This window comes from Paenibacillus sp. Y280, from assembly GCF_056786335.1.
The window spans coordinates 89526-105407 of record NZ_JBXCIW010000015.1 but is presented as its reverse complement, the minus strand read 5'-3'; the positions used below and the strand labels follow the sequence as shown (position 1 = coordinate 105407).

Genomic DNA, 15882 nt, shown 5'->3' with positions numbered 1-15882 from the left:
ATACATCCAGTAAGCGCATTCAAAAAAATGACTTGTTGGGTCGACTAGCAGCTACCAAATGAAGGAGGGAACAGAGTGAAAGCGAGCAGAAGAAAATTTGTTCTAATGACAGCAACGATCATTTGTGTTTCATTGTTATTCGGTTGTACGAGCAATAATGGAACGACGACGAATGAACCCAGTAATACAAAGACAGAGGAAGGGAATGCCGAGACGACAAAGAAAACGATCACAATTACGTATAGAGATGATGGGATTGGCGAGCAAGGAACGCTTTATAAATGGATTAAGGAAATATCAGCCAGTTACCCGAACAAAAATGTAGAAATCAAGCCGACTCCTATTCAAGCGTCCGAAGGAGACTATTTTGCCAAAATTGCATTGGCACTGAAATCTAAGGATACGGCGCCTGATATTGTAACGGAAGACACTTTTATTTTGAATTCGGATGCAAGCGCAGGATTTTTGGAGCCATTGGATGAGAGATTGAAAGGTTGGGAAGATTGGACCAATGGTTCCTTTATTGAAGCGATGAAAAAGGGAGTCACAGCGAGCGACGGAAAAGTGTATGGCGTTCCTTACAACACCGATTCAAGAGGTCTCTGGTATAACAAGGAAATCTTCAAAAAAGCAGGTTTACCGGAGGATTGGCAGCCGAAATCATGGGATGACATCCTAAGTACAGCGAGAACGATCAAAGAAAAAGCTGGCGAGGATATTGTTCCAATATGGATGAACCTTGGCAAGGCTACAGGAGAAGCAACATCCATGCAAACCTATGAAATGCTGCTCTATGGAACGGGTGATAGATTATACGATAATGACTCCGGCAAATGGATTATTAAGAGTCAGGGCATATTGGACGCGCTTAGCTTCATTGAGACGATTAACAAGGAGAAGCTTGGACCGCCGCTGTCTAAAGTATTGAATGGCCAGGCAGGAAACACTTCTTCGCGTGAATATTTGCCTCAAGGCAAGCTTGCCATTTCATTAGATGGCTCTTGGATCACAGGCAACTACTTTGAAAGCGGCGCTGCGCCTTGGCCTGAATATAAGGATGTTCTAGGCTTTGCACCAATGCCGACAAGCAAAGGCCAGGCACCGGGATCGATTACACTGGCTGGCGGTTGGGCGTTATCCATCCCTAGCAATGCGAAAAATAAAGATGAAGCATGGGACTTCATCAAATATGCATTAAACAAAGAAAACACCCAAAAGCTTGTCATTGCTGCAGGCAACATTACGGTTCGGGCTGATGTGGCTAAGGATCCTGAATATACAAAAATGCCATTTAATGAAATCGCGACGGAGTATTTGCAAAATGCGGAGTTCAGGCCAGCGCAGGATAAATATCCTGAAGTGTCCACTCAAATCCAAACGATGGTTGAATCAGTGACTACAGGTACGTCGCCTGCGGAAGCGCTGAAAAAGTACGCGCAGGATGTAACAAGGATTGCTGGCAAAGACAATGTAACGGAAAAATAAAAGAGAAAAGCTTGCTTGCTCAAGCAGATTCTTGCAAGCGGATTTGCTTGAGCAGCCGCTTTTTTTTTGATTTTCAGCATGCGGGAGGAGAACGATGCATGAGCAGTTTGACGGGAAATGTTCTCTATAGGAAAAGAAAATCATATGCTTGGCTCTATTTTTTGCTTCCATCAATAGCGATCATGCTCGTCTTTTTTATTTATCCGATTTTGTTGACCTTCTTTTATTCCTTTACGAATTTGGCATTGACCGGAGAAGCGGCCAAGGAGCTGAAATTTGTCGGGATCGACAACTATGCTCGCATGTTTGAAGACCCGACAGTCAGAGTAAGCATATGGAATACGCTCATTTTCTTAATAGGCTCTGCGGTTATCGGCCAGCAAGTGCTGGGATTCCTGATTGCACTTCTAATGAAGCATAAAAATAAGATGTTTAGGCGCGTCGTTGGTACGATTGTGCTGGCTGGCTGGGTAACACCTGAAATTGTATGCGCATTATGCCTTTACAGTTTTTTCGGAGATAAAGGTACACTCAATGCCATTATTACATCCTTTGGACTTCCTGAAGTCCTCTGGCTGTATACCGTTCCTATGGTCACCATCATCCTTGCGAACATTTGGCACGGCACGGCTTTCTCTATGCTTGTGTTTCAAGCAGCGCTGGATGATGTGCCAACGGAGATAGAAGAAGCGGCAGTTGTAGACGGGGCATCAGGCTGGCAGATTTTAACGAAAATTACGATTCCTTATATTAAAGATACGATTACAACGAATATGATGCTCGTAACGCTCCAGACGCTTGGGGTGTTTGGACTTATCTATGCGATGACTGGCGGAGGACCAGGAACTTCAACCACTACATTGCCTATCTTTATGTATAATCAAGCCTTCGTTAATTATCAACTTGGCTATGGCACCGCAATATCCTTATTGCTGCTGTTAATTGGTATTATTCTTAGCTTGTTCTACATCCGCTCGATGAAAGAGTAAATGTACAAGGAGACTTCGTATGAATGCGAAACATCGTAAACTGATTTATCGAGTCCTGCCGTATACGATTCTTACTTTGATCGGAATTTGTTTCTTGCTTCCACTTTTATGGGTGTTCGTGGCCTCCATTGATCCGAACGCGATGCAATCGCTTAAATTACCGAATCAAATAACGGGTGGCAACTATGTGGATGTGATCACCAATCGCGTCAACCAGCGTGCATTTGTCATTGGCCTTATCATGTCAGTTGGCCAAGCTATACTCGTCGTCATATTAGCCTTGCTCGCAGCCTATCCTTTGTCTCGATATCAAATGAAATATAAGAAATCTTTTATGCTGACGATTTTATTTATGACTTCTTTGCCAATTACAGCGGTTATGGTACCGGTTTATCAACTGTTTTTAAGCCTAAAATTGTATGACAATATTTTTGGTGTCATTTTATTTTATGTCGCATCATCGATGCCATATGGCATTTGGATGTTGAAAAACTTCATGGATTCGGTGCCAAATGACTTGGAAGAAGCCGCATGGGTCGACGGGGCGTCTGTCTTCGTTGGCATTCGAAAGGTTGTTGCGCCATTAATGGTTCCGGGCATTTGCACGGTAGCGATTTTCACATTTTCCGGAAGCTGGGGCAATTTCTTTGTTCCGTATATTTTATTGCAGACACCTGAGAATTTCCCGGCTTCATTGAAGCTTTATCAGTTTTTTGGTCAATACGGAATGGTGGAATATGGCAAATTAGCAGCATTCTCCGTGCTGTATGCAATTCCTTCGGTCGTGCTGTATATCCTCTCCCAACAGTTTATGTCCAAAGGGTTTGGACTGCAAGGCGGGACGAAAGGGTAATGAAATAAGCGGTTTGAACAACCTCATATTAATTAAACATGCCTGCTGGGGCATGTTTTTTTTGTTTGGGGAGTCCGGAAAGAGGCATGTTCCTAAGCTGAGGGCTGTTAATGCTGCAAATCTTTTTTGATAATTATGGGCATATTTAGGGAAAGCTATCCTTTCAAGGGAAGGGTGTGAACAGATGAAGATATGGCATTCGTTAAGGTTTAAGTTGTTGGCTTCTTTTTTACTATGCATACTGGTGCCATCGTTGATCTTGTCCATTGTGAGTACGAACTATTATCAAGTTATAATGGCAAAGGAAACGGACCGGTTGACGAGCAATACGATCCAAGCCATGGCAAACAACGTAGAGGCAAACATAGAAGAGCTGGAAAATTTAATGACCAGCCTCTATATGAATGAAAGCATCATGCAAGCACTTCAGCTATTTGGAAAAGCAGATTATGACTTGCTTGATGAGCTGACCAAATTTAATGCGAATAAGGCGTTGTTTCAGCTGCTGCCTTCGTACTTGCAATATACGAACGACAACATTTTAGGAAGCGTCATTATTGCCAGCAACGGAATTACGTTCTCGACGAATAAATACGACTCGAAGACGACACTGCTGGACAATTACCCTTATCGCGAGAAAGAATGGTACAACGAAGCCATCAAAGCCGGAGGCAAAACGGTACTTATTGATATGCACGAAACCGATTATTACAGCAGAACATCAATGCCTGCCGAAGCATTCTCGATTGCTAAAGCGGTAAAAGACCCGAATTCGTCGAAAATACTTGCTGTCGTGATGGCAGATGCCAAAAGCTCGGCGCTTGAAAATATAGTGAATAACATTAATTTTAGCGATCGCGCAATTGTAACCGTACTGGACCGTAACAATCGAGTTCTTTACGCGAATAAAACAATGGATGAGAATATCATCGAGCAGCTTACGGCAAATAAGTCGACAATTAAGAATGGGAATGATACGTACATCAAGAGCAGTCAGCTCATTTCAGGGATAGGCTGGAAGATGGTGGTTCTCTCCTCCTATACGGAAATGCAGCTATCGTCGAAGCGGTTGTACCATGTTTCGGTCTTGTTCAGCGCCTTGTGTGTGTTGACGGCATTTGCGCTATATTTTGCTTCTTCCAAGCGGATGATGAATTCCTTGAAGAGCATTATTGTTACGATTAGAAAGGTGGAAAAAGGAGACCTAGGCGCCCATCTTAGCATTGCTGGCAAGGATGAGATCGCGCAAGTTGGCGCCGCTTTGAATCATATGGTGTTTACATTAAGAGACTTGATCGATCGGGAATACAAGGCGGTGCTTGGTCAGCGAAACGCCGAATATCATGCGCTGCAAATGCAAATTCAACCTCATTTCCTTTATAATACACTGACGGGTTTAATGGGCTTGAACCGGGTGGGTGACCGCATAGGCTTGGAAAATTCGATCTTGAGTCTTACCTCGATGCTGAGATACACGCTAGAGCATGATAATTGGTCCACTGTTGATAAGGAAATGCAGTTCATATCCAACTATTGCAACCTTCAAAAATATCGGTTTGAGGATCGGATGGCGTTTCATATCTTTTACGATGAGGAAACTGCAGCCTGCCGCATCCCGAAGCTGCTCTTGCAGCCGCTTGTAGAGAACGCGGTGATTCACGGTCTTGAGCCTATAAGTCGACCGTGCATGATTGACATTTTAGCTAAAATTGAGTACAAAGAGAACATTCCTTATTTAACTTTGACTGTAGAGGATGATGGAGCTGGCTTTGATAAACATAATTTTGACAAGGTAAAGCCAAACATTGGAACAAGCAATATTAAGGAGAGGCTCTCGATCGCTTTTGAAGATTATCATTTTTCAATTGTTAGTAAACGAAACGAAGGAACGCTGTGCACGATTGAAATCAATTACAAAGAGGTTGATCCATATGAAAGTACTGATAGCGGATGATGAAAGAATGGTCAGGGTTGTTCTCCGGAGCACCTTGGAGGAGATCGATTCAAGAATTGCTATAGTGGGAGAAGCGAAGGACGGGAATGAGATGCTGGAATTGACAGCGCTCCATAAACCGAATATTGCTTTTGTTGATATCAAAATGCCTGAGCTTGATGGACTCTCAGCCATTAATCAGGGGAAAATGCTATCCCCTTCGACGCACTGGATTATTTTAACGGGATTCTCCTATTTTGAATATGCACAGGAAGCCATCAAGCTTGGTGCATATGCTTATTTACTTAAGCCTATTGAGCCGCAAAGGTTAAATGAGCTGCTGATGGAAATCAGGCAGAAGCTTATAGCCGAGATGGAAGCCGCCAATAAAAGCTTTAAGCGGGATTTAATTGCCAATTATTTTATTCATCATTACGATAGGGAGCTGGAGCAAACTTTCGAAGGGAGGGAATTCGGAGGTTTCTTGCTTATTAAGGACAGCTCTTGGAGTGAACCAAGGCAGGTGGAGGTGCTGACGGATTTTTTTGGCCAGGTGTCCAGGCTGAATAACGAGCTGATGCCGCATGCCATCCATACTGCGATGATTACGATGTCAAACGGCGATGTAGCCTGTATATACAGCTATGATCCAAGCTTACGGATATTGGCCGAGCAAATTTCAGATGAGGTTTTGCGCAAGCTTGACGAGCTTAACGACCCGCAATTCCATATCACAATGCTGACCTTTCAGCCAACGGAGGATTTAGCAGAATTGTACAAGCAATCCGATCAACTGCAAGCAAATAAGCATTTGAGGGTACTTTCTGGCTTTCAAAATAAGCTTTGCTGGAACGATTTGGAGCAAATAGCCGAGGATCCTGTAAAGGACAAGCTTTGCAAAAGGGTTATAGATCTATGTGATAGCTTTAAAGACGAGCACTTGCTTTCTTACTCCGATCATATGAAGGAAATTCGCAAAATATTTGCAGAAAACACTTCTTTGGACAGGCTGGATATTAAGACCAAGATTGCTGATTTTATTTATTGTTCCATAGGCTGTCTGTTCGAAGCAGATCAAGGACTAGACACCATGCTTAGAACGCTGGAGCTTTATGGGGGGAAAATCAAAAATACGAGAGCGGATTCCTTTGAATTAATCGAACAAATCGTCGATTATATTGCCGCAAACTATATGAATGAAATTAGCATATCGGAAATCGCTGATCACCTGAAAGTGACTGCCAATTATGTGAGTCGGATCTTTCATCAGAAGAAGGGCATGAAATTTATCGATTTCTTAACGGAGGTGCGTATCGCGCATGCCAAAAGATTGCTTTACGATAATCCTAAAATGCCAGTCAAAGAGGTAGCAGCTCGAGTAGGCTATTTCAGCACGCGGTATTTTTCCAAGTTATTTCTAAAGGAAGTAGGAATCTATCCCTCTGATTTTGCAAAAAATCCAAATCTTTAAGACAGCAATGCAAGTGGATGGTTAATTTATAGGAAATCATACGAGGCGGCCGGTTTTCCGGCAGGCCTTTTTTTAGTTGAAGCATTAGACAATTCGATCTTAGTTAATGCTAAAACACTCCAAATCTGTAGAAATGAGCTCTGCTAGTATAGTTTTGTATCAATAGCCAGATGAATAAAAACGCTTTAAAATTATTATGCGTGAAGTGAACATAGAAAAAAATAGGAGGGACGGTTCAAAGTGAGAAAACCACTAAACTTGAACATTACCATCCTATTGCTCCTTTTGTCGGTTCTATCCGGCTGTTCATCAAAACCAGCAAACGCAACGGGTACCAGCTCATCGCCAGCGGCTCCTAAGTCTGACGCAAGGCTCACCCTTATGACGAATATCAGCGGTGTGCAATTTGAGCTTCTTGATAAGATAAGCAAAGCCTTTACTGCTGAAACCGGCATCGAAGTGGAAACGGTCTCACCAGGTGCAGCCTACGAAGAAATAATGAAAATAAAAATGGCAAGCAAAAACCTGCCAGATCTATTTACTACGCATGGCTGGTCAGTTGAAAGATACAGCGGATATTTGAGATCGCTTAGAGATCAGGCTTGGTTTTCTGGTATTAACCCGGCAATTAAACCTCTTATTACTGATAAAAACGGTGAAGTTTACGTTCTGCCAGTAGATGTTGATTTGGCAGGCATCGTGTACAATCGCGATATGATGAAAGAACTGAATATTCATATTGATGAGCTTACTACATGGACTGCATTTGAAGATGCGCTGACAAAGGTTAAAGACGCAGGGTACATTGGCGTTCACTTTGCCGGTAAAGATAGCTGGACTATTGGACAATTTTTCGATTATACAGCACCTTCCTTCTTCACAACGAACGAAAACAACAATTACCGTAAACAATTGAAAGACGGCACCTTTGAATGGAACCTATGGAGGCAGCCTCTTGCTATGCTTCAAAAATGGAAAAAAGCTGGTTATATCAACAAAGACAGCCTGACTTCTAATTATCTAGATACCTCCAGGGCAATGGCAGAAGGCAAGGCAGCCTTTGCGTTCCATGGCAACAACATCCTAAAGGAAGTCATGGCGCTAAACCCAGATGCAAACTTTGGCATGATGCCGATTCCAGCTGTCGACGCGATCGATGCTCCGACCTTGATCGTCGGAGAGAAAACAGCGATTGGCGTATGGAAAGGCTCCAAATATGAGAAGGAAGCGCTGAAATTTCTTGAATATATCGCCAGGCCTGAAAATGTGGAAAGCATTGCTTCATCCAACAATCTCCCTGCTGGGTTGACAGGCATTCCATCCGATGAGGGCGCCGTTGCGCAAGACTATATCAAATATGCAAATACTAAAATGATTTCTTACTTTGATCGCGAGTACCTTCCTAGCGGAATGTGGGAAGATCTATGTTCAACTGGAGCGGCTATATTAGCCGGACAATCCGGCGCGATTAATGATGGCATAAAAGTAATGGCGCAAAGCTACAAAGACAAATTAAGCCAGCAAACATTAACATTAAGGGTAGAGGATGACTAGAATGGACGATTTAATGAAAGCGATTAAATTAAGGGAAGCTGGGGAGCTGGAGGAAGCAAAAACGATACTGTTTGATTTGGCAAGGGAAGAGCCTCGTAATCCATCGGTATGGTATCAGCTTGCTTGGGTACATGATGTGTTGACGCTGGAAAAAGGAGCAGTATCTTATTATATCATCGCATTAGAGTTAGGATTGTCAGGGGAAGAGAGGCAAGGGGCCTTGTTAGGACTTGGAAGCACCTATCGATCTCTAGGCATGTATGAAAATGCTATAAGCGTATTTGATGAAGCAATAAATGAATACCCTGAGAAAAGAGAGTTTCGGGTTTTTTACGCCATGACGCTATACAACCTGGAGGATTACGGACAAGCAATGGAAATATTATTAAAGCTTCTGGCTGATACGAGTGAAGATAAAGGCATACAAGCCTATAAGAAAGCGATAAATTTTTATGCGGACAAGCTTGAGCAAATTTGGAAATGAAGCGAGGAGGAGCGGCATAAGCTGTCTTACTTGCTGGTGAAGCTGGAGCTGTCAGAAGGATAAGCATTATGAGGGGGCAGACGCGAAGAGGTAACAACCTTTTCGACTGCTCTTTTTTTTGTGTTTAGAAGTGGTAATATTGCAACATTATTTAGTATTGCATCGTTATGTTAAATATTGGAGCGGGGGGTTGGAAGGGCAAAGTTACTCGATTTATAAGAAAATCGAAGAGCGTGAAACCGTTCAAGCCATAATGAATATTTTGAAAAATGTGTCCTGGGAAAATGCAAAAGTATTGATGTCTCGTCAACCTGATTATAAAATGGATACGGTTAACACAAGCCCAGCCGTTTCGTATGAACCAAAAACCTATGCAATCTGGATTTCACCAAATAAAGACATATTAGAAGTGATCATTGAAGGACAGTCCAAGTATGGGAAATTATCAAGCGCAGATAGCGAGAAGATGCTCTCCATTTTAGAAGTGCGCTGATGCCTTCACAAAATGCGCATTCGGGGATCAATTCAAAGAAATAGAACTAGAATATAGTTCTATGTTAGGGAGGCATTATAATGAAGCGATTATTCGCTACTTTGTTTATATTGCTGTTGGTGATAGGCTGCGGTTCCGAGAAGGACACAGAAAAAGATGTGAATACCGGCACGAACATCGAGCAGCAAACAGTTAAAAACGCTAGCGAAGCAAACAAGATGCCTAAAGACATGCCGGAAAGCTTTAATTTCATGGTTCGTTTCGGTTATGGCGAGGTGAATAAAAATGAAGTTAACACCTTCCAAGGCACAGTCACAAAGGATTTAGTCATGAATGGGACAGCTTCTGTAAAAATAACATTAACGGTCGAAGAGATGCGCAGCATTTATGAGAAAATGCGAGAAATAAATATAATGGGAATGAAAGAGCTAGTGCCCGTCAAAATAAGTTGCGAGGCAGCTCCATATAGCGTGGACAGCTGGGAAATCCATGTAAATGGGGAAACGAACCAATTTTCATGGTCAGATCAATATTGTGAACCAACGAGCGATGCAAAGCAGCTGCTGGAATTGCGAAACTTCATCCAGCAAATCGTTGCGGAGAAAGAAGAATATAAAAAGCTGCCTGAATCAGAGGGTGGCTACGAATAGTAGGAGGCTGTTATGAATAAGCAATGGTCAGAGGAAGTACCTGTCGTTCAATTTCGTATAGCAAGACCAACTCATCAGCTTCATAAAATAATTGAATTTTACCATGAAGGCTTGCGTCTCAACATCATTGGTTCTTTTGAAAAGCATGAAGGCTATGACGGAATTATGTTTGGACTTCCTGCGGCTGGCTATCACCTAGAATTTACTCAGCATGAGGCTGCTGTTCCGGTACCGCCGCCATCCGAAGATAACCTGCTCGTTTTTTACATACCGAATCTAGCTCAAAGGGACGAGATCGCAGCGCGGTTGCAGCAAATGGGTTATGATGCCGTACCGCCAGAGAATCCGTATTGGAATAAAAATGGCATAACGATCTGTGACCCGGATGGATGGAGAATTGTTTTACAGAACACGAGCGGATTATCTTAAATAGCAAAACCGCATGCTGCTCGACGGCGACATGCGGTTTTTTTTTGCATTTTCCTAAATCATGCTATTCTTTAACGGCACCAATTGTTATGCCTTTAACAAAGTAACGCTGCAGGAAAGGATAAACGAGCAATATGGGCAGAGCGCCGATAAAAATTTGCGATGCTCGAATCGTTCGTTGCGACATATTGGCAACCATCGCAGGATCAAACTTCGTCAAATCGGCTTGCACGATAATCGTTTGCATGAAGCTGGCGAGCGGCAGCCGTTCTGCTTCTTTAATGTAGATCAAACCGTCAAAATAAGCATTCCAGTGGCCGACCATTGTAAACAAGGAAACCGTCGCAATGGCTGGCAAGGAGATGGGCAGATAGATGGTGAAGAAGGAGCGGAAATGGCCAGCTCCATCCATAAAGGCAGCTTCTTCAAGATCTTTAGGTACGGTACGAAAGAAGTTAAGCAGCAAAATGATATTAAAGACTGCTACCATGCCTGGAAGAATAAGCGCGAACAGTGAATTCATTAGTCCAAGTTTCAGGATCAGGATATATCCCGGAATCAAGCCGCCGCTGAACAGCATCGTAATAACAAAATACCAAAGATAAATATTGCGTGCTCGGAATACGCGGGTATCCTTGGAGAGGGCGTATGCCGCTATGAGATTGACGAACATCGCCATCGCCGTTCCAATTACGGTCCGCTGTATGGAAACCCATAGGGACGAGAGAAAGTTGGCGTTGTCAAACGTTTTGGCATAAGCTTCAAATGTAAACCCGATCGGCCAAAACGTAACCAAGCCAGCGTTGGCGGGAGCGGTTGAGCTTAAGGATACCATCAGCAGGTGATAAAGCGGAAGCAAGCATAGAACCGAAACCGCAGCCAGAAAGACATTGTTGAAAACCGAGAAGATACGATAGGATAACGTTTTGTGATACATAGGTGGTCCCCCTTTCTAGAAGATGCGATAGCCGGCCAATTTATAGGCAAGTCGGTAGGATATGATAATTAAGATAAGGCTGATCAATGATTTGAATAGTCCAACCGCCGTAGCGAAGCTGAATTGCCCGCTAAGAAGACCTTCCCGATATACGAATGTATCGATAATATCACCCTGCTGATAGATCAGAGGACTGTACAAGTTGAACACCTGGTCAAAGTTTGCATTAAGTACATTGCCTAGCGCCAGAGTCGCAACAACGATCGCAATCGGTATAAGGGAAGGAATAGTCAGATGCATCGTTTGCTTCCAGCGGGTCGCCCCATCAACCTCCGCGGCTTCGTAAAGAGCAGGGTTAATGCCTGCAAGTGCAGCTAAAAAAATGATCGTGTTGAATCCAAATTCCTTCCACACGTCGCTGGAGATAATAACAAATCGGAACCAATTGCCGTCACCAAGGAAAAATATCGGCTTAATTCCAAATACATGCGATAGAAATTGGTTGATAAGTCCAGTTTGGGCTAGCACATCGATGAGAATTCCTGCTAGTGTGACCCAGGAAAGAAAGTGAGGCAGGTAGACTAGCGTTTGAATGCCCCGTTTCAATCCCATATTTCTAACCTCATTCAACAACAAAGCGAAAATAAACGGAATAAATAAATTCATTACTATTTTGCTGCAAGCAAAGAACAGGGTGTTCCACGTAATTTGCAAAAAATATTCATTTTCCAGCATATAGCGAACATGTTTTAACCCGACCCACGGGGAGCCGGAAATGCCGAGCCCTGCTTTATAATCTTGAAACGCCATTACGATCCCCGTCATGGGCAGATAAGAAAAGACGAAAACCAATAGGACAGCCGGCAGAACCATGAAGTGAAGCATCCAAGGCTGCTTGTATCCGCCTTTGATTTTCTCGCGACGAGTGCTCTTGAGGCTCATTTGTTTAGTTGTGTTTGCGTCCATATCTCTCTCCTGTTCCCTAAAAACTCATTTGTGTATTCTGAGTAACCCTGATATATATAGTAACAACAAGCTCAGCCATCGAACTATAGGATTTTGTTAGGATCGATAGGGTTTTGTTAGGGATATTTCATGGAGGGGTCAGTTATGGTGCTTAGTAAAGGGATATCGTATATCCGAAGAAAAACGGGCGCAAAATTCAGCTTATTTGCCAAAATGAACGGTTTGATTATTATTCTGTTCATTCCGATTATTATCATGTTTACTTATTCCAACCGCATAGCATTAGATGTGATCAGCAAAGAGCTTCAAGTTTCCAACACGAAGCAGCTCTCTTTCTTATCGAGTCAAATCGATTCAAGAATCAACCAAACGATGGACTTTATTATTACTTTCTCCCGGGATCCGAATGTGCAGAAGTTTAATGGCTTAAATATTTGGGACGATGGCTACGATCGGATGCAAACCAGATATGTGGTGCAGGAGAAGATGGCGCTGCAGTCAGGAGTTATGAATATTTGGCCGGTCAAGTATACGGTATATTCCCAGCAAAACAAAGAGATTATTTCCAATTACAATAATCCTGCCTCCTATGATGAGGACTATCTCAAAAAAAATATGACAGGAAAATGGACTTACGGGGATGGTGAAAGCGTTCCGGAAGGGACTCCAAAATCGTTTTATTGGTTTTATACCGATTCATTTGGCCAACAGGGGACGCTCAGGGGAAGCAATCTAGTGGTTAAAGCCAGCTTTGGCCATGAAAATATTCAAAACATGCTGGATACATATAAAGCGGGCGGACAGGGTGATCCGTTATTTTACCATAAGGGTGAGACTCCGATTCTAAATCGCAGCGCAGCCAAGGGGCTGTCGAATGAGTTGATTCAGTATTTGGACGGGCATCAGCTTAAAGACACGATGCAGCAGGTCGTGAGGCTGGATGGTGAAAATTATTTGGTTAGTGCTGTGAAATCACCACAACTCGATTGGTATTTAGTCGATATTGTTCCGCTTGATCAAATTATGGGGCCGATATCGTTCAGCCGCAATTTATTTTATGTATCGATGGTGCTGCTGTTTGTCGTAGGCATTTCTGCTTCCGTGCTGCTTTACCGAAACGTGCAGCAGCCGATCAGAAAGCTGATTAAGGGCTTGCAAAGCGTGCAGCGGGGAGACTTCTCGGTTCAGATTAAGTCCAATGTCAACAATGAGTTTTCTTTTTTGTTTTATCGATTCAATGACATGTCGAGGCAAATACAAAGTCTAATTGAAAACGTACTCAATGAAAAGCTGCGAGTCAAGGAAGCGACATTAAAACAGCTGCAAGCACAAATAAATCCCCATTTCCTATACAACTGTCTCGGCTATATTATTAATATGGCCCAGATGAAGGATGAGGAAGCAGTCGTATCGATGGCGTATAATTTAAGCTCGTATTATCGTTACATCACTCGAATGGAGAAACAGACAGCTACACTGAGCGATGAAATTAAACTTATTATAAACTATTTGGAAATTCAGAAGCTTCGCAACGGGAGAATTCATTACACGATTGATATACCCGAGGAGATGCTGAGTCAGCAGGTTCCCCGTTTGATGCTGCAGCCGATCGTGGAAAATGCCGTCATCCATGGCGTAGGAAAATCCTATTCAGCAGGAGAAATTCGAATTACCGGCGAAATGTCAGACGGCTTTTGCAGGGTGTTTATCGATGACGATGGTCCAGGTATGAACGCCGAGCCGCAGGAGGCGCTTAATCGAAAAATGCATGAGCCTCTGCAAGAGGAAATGGGCTGCGGCCTTTGGAATACGAATCAGCGTATTATCCATCTATTCGGTGAAAACTCTTATGTTTATTTCTCGAAATCACTTCTAGGCGGTTTTCGGACAGAGATCAAGTGGGAGACGGCCTCTGGACAGCAACTTCAACGACGATTGATAAAAGGGGACATGTGACATGCAGATGATCATAGTAGACGATGAAGCACACTGGGTAGATAACCTATCCATGCATAAACCATGGCATACACTTGGTATTGAGCAGGTACATAAAGCTTATTCTGGCCGCGAGGCGCTTCAGATTTTGGAGACGTATCCAATTGATATTGTCATTTCGGATATTATCATGCCTGAGATGACGGGAATAGAACTTATAGAGCGAATTCGCTTGCGTGATAAAAAAATAAAATGCATCATTTTATCGGGTCATTCCGATTTTGAATTTACGAAGGAAGCGCTCCGAAACCAAGCGGTGGACTATTTGCTTAAACCGCCGACCGATACCGAATTGTTTGGCGCTGTGAAGACGGCAATCGATCAGTTGACGGCAGAATGGGAGAGCATTAGCTCCTTTGAACGGACAGAAACGACGCTGCGGGAAAATTTGCCGCTGCTTCGCGGCCAGCTTCTTTTGGATGCCCTGCATGGCCAACGGATTTCCATTGATGAATGGAACCGGAAGCTTGCGAGTTACGGCTTGCCATTCAGCTGCGGCGACAGCGCCTTGCTGCTCGTTCGAATGGAGGAAGAATTCGAGCAATATAAAAACAATGGGCAGCAGCTTATGGAATACGCAATCGTCAATATGGCTGAGGAGATCATTGGAGAATTTGCCGAGGTTTGGGGCGTCAAGGAGGAGCATGGGTATCTTGCTTTCCTTGTTCAGCTTAAGAAAGGCCGCTCTGATGTAGGGAAGGAAACGATTTTGGAGAAGCTTGCCATTCAGCTTCAGTATAAGGTCAAGCAATTTCTGAAAGGCTCGCTGTCGATTGTGATGACGGAGTGGTTTAAGCTGCCCGAGCAGCTATCTGAGCGTTACCGGCAGGCTTCCGCATATTTTATGCAAATCGTTGGCGAAGAACGCGAATTTGTTATGCGCGTCGGCGACCTGGAACCGAGCGATTTCCAGGGGGCTCTTGATGCTATCTATCAGCCTCCCACATTGATCAACCTGCTGGAAGCCGGACGCTGGGACGCAGCCGAGGAAAAGCTGGTTACCGTGTTCGCAGAGCTGGATGAGCGATGGTCCGAATCTTTGGAGCACTGCATGGAGGCGGGATTTTTAATCGCGTCTTCCTTCACTCATCTTGCACATCGGAACGGCCGAACTCTCACAAAATTGCTGGGTGAGGATATCCAGCCCCTGCAGAGCGGCGAGGCTTTCAGTTCGATAAGCAAGCTTCGCAAGTGGTCCGTTGGCGTGCTTGGCAAGATGAAGGAGGGGACTTCGAATGAAATTAAAGATTTCCGTTCCCTGTATGTGAAGAAGACCCAGCAATTTGTGGAGAAAAATCTGCATCTGGACGTTTCCTTGCGTACGCTGGCCGATCATGTGAACCTTCATCCTACGCATTTGTCCAAAATTTATAAGATCGAAACCGGGGAAGGAATAAGCCATTATGTGTCCGCTCTCCGTATGGATCGTGCCTGCCATTTGCTTCGATCAACTGAAAAAAAGGTGTACGAAATCAGCATGGTCGTTGGCTATTTGGACCCGGCTTATTTTATTAAAGTGTTTAAACGCCAGTTTGGCGTGACGCCTCAAGAGTATCGGGACGGAAATAACAGCCTAACAGATTCTTATGAAAACTAACATAATCCTATAGATCCCCTACCCGGCTAGTTGGTAGAGTTACACT

General features: G+C 43.6%; 14 protein-coding genes. 12 read left to right on the top strand and 2 right to left on the bottom strand.

Annotation, left to right across the window (positions count from 1 at the left end):
• Positions 1-75 precede the first annotated feature (75 nt).
• The 10 genes from AC1TPC_RS18900 (at position 76) to AC1TPC_RS18855 (ending at position 10341) form a co-directional block, all read left to right on the top strand.
• Positions 76-1485 (top strand): ABC transporter substrate-binding protein, encoded by a 1410-nt coding sequence (locus AC1TPC_RS18900; protein WP_482068344.1) that lies wholly within the window; start codon positions 76-78, stop codon positions 1483-1485.
• A gap of 98 nt (positions 1486-1583) precedes the next feature.
• Positions 1584-2474, top strand: a complete 891-nt coding sequence (locus AC1TPC_RS18895; RefSeq protein WP_482068343.1) for a carbohydrate ABC transporter permease — start codon at positions 1584-1586, stop codon at positions 2472-2474.
• Between the two features lie 19 nt (positions 2475-2493).
• Positions 2494-3327 carry a carbohydrate ABC transporter permease gene (locus tag AC1TPC_RS18890; protein ID WP_482068342.1) on the top strand — a complete coding sequence of 278 codons (834 nt, stop codon included), beginning with the start codon at positions 2494-2496 and terminating at the stop codon, positions 3325-3327.
• Between the two features lie 268 nt (positions 3328-3595).
• Positions 3596-5281 (top strand): cache domain-containing sensor histidine kinase, encoded by a 1686-nt coding sequence (locus AC1TPC_RS18885; RefSeq protein ID WP_482068375.1) that lies wholly within the window; start codon positions 3596-3598, stop codon positions 5279-5281.
• Positions 5259-6731 carry a response regulator gene (locus AC1TPC_RS18880; RefSeq protein ID WP_482068341.1) on the top strand — a complete coding sequence of 491 codons (1473 nt, stop codon included), beginning with the start codon at positions 5259-5261 and terminating at the stop codon, positions 6729-6731. Before AC1TPC_RS18885 ends, AC1TPC_RS18880 begins: the two co-directional genes overlap by 23 nt.
• 240 nt (positions 6732-6971) lie before the next feature.
• Positions 6972-8285, top strand: coding sequence for an ABC transporter substrate-binding protein (locus AC1TPC_RS18875; RefSeq protein WP_482068340.1), 1314 nt, complete (start codon positions 6972-6974; stop codon positions 8283-8285).
• 1 nt (position 8286) lies between these two features.
• Positions 8287-8769 (top strand): tetratricopeptide repeat protein, encoded by a 483-nt coding sequence (locus AC1TPC_RS18870; RefSeq protein WP_482068339.1) that lies wholly within the window; start codon positions 8287-8289, stop codon positions 8767-8769.
• Positions 8770-8908: 139 nt separating this feature from the next.
• Positions 8909-9262, top strand: coding sequence for a YhfM domain-containing protein (locus AC1TPC_RS18865; RefSeq protein ID WP_482068338.1), 354 nt, complete (start codon positions 8909-8911; stop codon positions 9260-9262).
• 80 nt (positions 9263-9342) lie between these two features.
• The gene (locus AC1TPC_RS18860; RefSeq protein WP_482068337.1) at positions 9343-9912 is read left to right on the top strand and encodes a hypothetical protein; all 570 of its coding nucleotides are present in this window, start codon (positions 9343-9345) and stop codon (positions 9910-9912) included.
• Positions 9913-9924: 12 nt separating this feature from the next.
• On the top strand, positions 9925-10341 hold the full coding sequence (locus AC1TPC_RS18855; protein WP_482068336.1) for a VOC family protein: 417 nt from the start codon (positions 9925-9927) through the stop codon (positions 10339-10341).
• 64 nt (positions 10342-10405) lie between these two features.
• Here AC1TPC_RS18855 and AC1TPC_RS18850 read toward each other — a convergent pair whose 3' ends face one another.
• Together AC1TPC_RS18850 and AC1TPC_RS18845 are read right to left on the bottom strand one after the other, a co-directional pair.
• On the bottom strand, positions 10406-11278 hold the full coding sequence (locus AC1TPC_RS18850) for a carbohydrate ABC transporter permease (protein ID WP_482068335.1): 873 nt from the start codon (positions 11276-11278) through the stop codon (positions 10406-10408).
• 15 nt (positions 11279-11293) lie between these two features.
• Complete coding sequence (locus tag AC1TPC_RS18845; protein WP_482068334.1) at positions 11294-12244, bottom strand: ABC transporter permease; 951 nt, start codon at positions 12242-12244, stop codon at positions 11294-11296.
• A gap of 144 nt (positions 12245-12388) precedes the next feature.
• Between AC1TPC_RS18845 and AC1TPC_RS18840 the strand changes: the two genes are divergently transcribed.
• Both AC1TPC_RS18840 and AC1TPC_RS18835 read left to right on the top strand, forming a co-directional pair.
• Complete coding sequence (locus AC1TPC_RS18840; RefSeq protein ID WP_482068333.1) at positions 12389-14200, top strand: sensor histidine kinase; 1812 nt, start codon at positions 12389-12391, stop codon at positions 14198-14200.
• A 1-nt stretch (position 14201) separates the two neighbouring features.
• Positions 14202-15836 carry a response regulator transcription factor gene (locus AC1TPC_RS18835; RefSeq protein WP_482068332.1) on the top strand — a complete coding sequence of 545 codons (1635 nt, stop codon included), beginning with the start codon at positions 14202-14204 and terminating at the stop codon, positions 15834-15836.
• The last annotated feature ends 46 nt before the right edge of the window (positions 15837-15882 follow it).